The organism is Mesorhizobium sp. FG116 (assembly GCF_057809835.1).
Map to the genome: position 1 here is coordinate 1 of NZ_JBMDKS010000097.1, position 2,449 is coordinate 2,449.

Annotated in this window: 2 protein-coding genes and 1 pseudogene; all 3 read right to left on the reverse strand. The window is 63.1% G+C overall.

What is annotated here, in order from left to right:
- On the reverse strand, window positions 1-887 hold an 887-nt coding region (gene virB11 / locus ACODTY_RS23790; protein WP_488996645.1), incomplete at its 3' end, for a P-type DNA transfer ATPase VirB11.
- A 2-nt stretch (window positions 888-889) separates the two neighbouring features.
- Window positions 890-2,257, reverse strand: coding sequence for a type IV secretion system protein VirB10 (gene virB10 / locus ACODTY_RS23795; protein ID WP_488996644.1), 1,368 nt, complete (start codon window positions 2,255-2,257; stop codon window positions 890-892).
- 4 nt (window positions 2,258-2,261) lie between these two features.
- Window positions 2,262-2,449: pseudogene (locus tag ACODTY_RS23800) on the reverse strand (hypothetical protein); the annotation flags it as partial.

Consider the following 2,449-nt stretch of genomic DNA (forward strand, 5'->3'; position numbering starts at 1 on the left):
ATGGAACCGGGGTGGCCCGTATTGATCGCGTTCAGGAAGTCAAAAGCCTCCGGGCCGCGCAACTCCCCCATGAAAATCCGGTCCGGGCGCAGGCGCAGCGCAGTCGCCAGCAAGTCGGCCATCGACACCTTCGCCTCGCCCTGATCTCCTTTCGAAACCAGAAGCGACACCACGTTTTCCTGCCGCGGCTCTAGCTCGCGCGTGTCCTCCATCAGAACGAAGCGCTCTTGCATGGGAATTGCCGTCAGCATCGTGTTCAAGAATGTCGTCTTGCCCGATGAGGTGCCGCCCGACACGAGCATGGAACGATGCTCCGACGCCGCGAGTTCCAGGAATTTGCGCACCTGCCGGCTGCGCAGCAAGGCTGACAATTCTCGGTCGACCTCATCGATATCGTCGTCTCCCGTCACCTTCACATGGTCGAAGGCGCCTCGCTTCTCGTAATCCTCCAGCGACAGCCGCCGGATGAACTGCTTGCGGATCGAAAACGCATGGCCAGTGGCGGAGGTCGGATGAAGCACGAACTGGACGCGCTCGCCGCCGGTCAGGACGGCCGACAGCAGCGGGTTTTCGCGGTTGATCACCTGAGCCGTCAAAGCAGCGGATCGCACGGCCATGTTCTCGACTGCATATTCGGTGAGCGCCGGTTCCTCGATCTTCTGCATCACTAGGCTGCCGCCTTTCTCCAGCCACAGCTCCCCCGGCTTCTGGCAGGAGATTTCGACCACCTCCGGATCATCGAGGTACGTTCTGATCGGCTTCAGCGCCTCGCCAAGCCAGTGAAGGTCGATATCCCTCCGGCTGGTTGTGGCATCGACTTTCTTGAGCGGCGTCACCACCTTGGGGTCGGCCGGCACATGGCGCGGCGTGTCGCTGGCAGACTCCATCTTCACCTGCCCGCTCGCCTCGACCTCTTCAGCCGCTCGAATTCTTCTACGATTGGGTCAGCGTACAAATCGGAGAAATCGAGATCACGCGTCACGAACACGTTGATGTCCGACCCCTGGTCGATATGGATCGTCGGCCTGATATCCTTGGTATTGCCGAAAGCTTCCGCGGCCATCTGCTGGATGCCGGCTGCTATCGTCTGGGCCGCAATGCCGCGCGCTTGCTGTTCGGGCGTTGCGTTGCTGTTCTGAGGTATGCGCGTCACGGTGCCATCCGGATTGACGATTGTGATGTCGTTGTTGCGGTTCGGATTTCCGAGCGTCGCCACATATTGCGCCGCCCCGCCGATCATCGTGAGCAGCGCCGGCGGCCCAAAGCGTTCCCAATATTTCCGGTCGACCTTCCCTGTCATGCCCGATCGCCCGAGCCGGTCCGTTCCGAACGAACCGAGCTGGACCGAGACCCCGTCGCCGCGGATCATGCGCGTCCAGACGATGAAAACGCGTTCCTGGCCCTGCTGAATGTCAGCCTTGTAGTCGCCGATCAGGCTCGAACCGGCCGGGATCAGGATGCGGCGCCCGTCGAAGGAGTAGACGTCGTCTCGGACGATTGCCTTTGCCATGCCGGCGAGGTCCGAGTTGATCGCCGTTTCCAGCGTACCCCTGCTCATGGTGCCCTGCGCGATCCAGGCATCGGTGCGATTGTTCTTCACTGCCCGCGAAACCGTGACGTCCTGGCTCCCCATCGCCGCCAGAAAGGCCCTGTTGGCGTCTCCGCCCGTGCCGTCGCGGCGACTCACTCCCGCACCACCCTGTCCGGGGAAATCTTCTCCCCCATTCAGGCTGGCTATTCCTTGCTCGTTGCCAGCCGGCTGCACGGACGCCTGCGCCACATCCGTGCCCTGCTGACCACGCGACTGGTCATAGACCATCGCATTCGCCTTCACGCGCTCGAGCAACTTCCGCTGGCGTTCCAGTTCTATGCACTTCGGGTTGTCCGGATTGTTTCCGTTCGAGCAATCGACCGGCTGATCCAGCACGGGCGGCAACTCTGCCTGTTGCACAGGCGGTGGCGGTGGAGGGGGTGGCGGTGCCTCCGGCACCACCACGGTCGGGATCGGCGGCGGCGGTGGCGGAGTGTTGAAGCCCGGACTCTCCGGCGCTTGCACTGGGGCGAAAGTCTCGGGTTCCGACTGGTTCGTGGCGACCTTCTCAGGCGGCGTCGAGAAAGCCAGATAGAGCACAACCCCAACAGCGAAGAGCGCCGCCAGCAGCGCCAGCGGCCGTCCAACGCCTATTCCGCGTCGCCGCTCGGCGCCGCCGATCGTTGCCTCGTTCTCGATACCATGGCTGTATTGCGGGTCCGACATCGGCCTACCTCATGCTCCCGTCGGGGGAGCGGGCGGAAAACACCCCTCTCCTTCCCAACGGCTTCGGCCCGACCACACCCTCGATCGGCGGAGGCTCGTCCGCCGGCGCCGTACGCAGATTGAACAGGCAGGTTTCCGTCTCGGTACCGAAGCGAAGCGTCCATTGACGCGACACCGCGTCGATCACGATGT

Excerpts from the sequence above, each read along its gene's own strand:
- virB10 (WP_488996644.1), bottom strand. The coding sequence starts at position 2,257 with ATGTCGGACCCGCAATACAGCCATGGTATCGAGAACGAGGCAACGATC.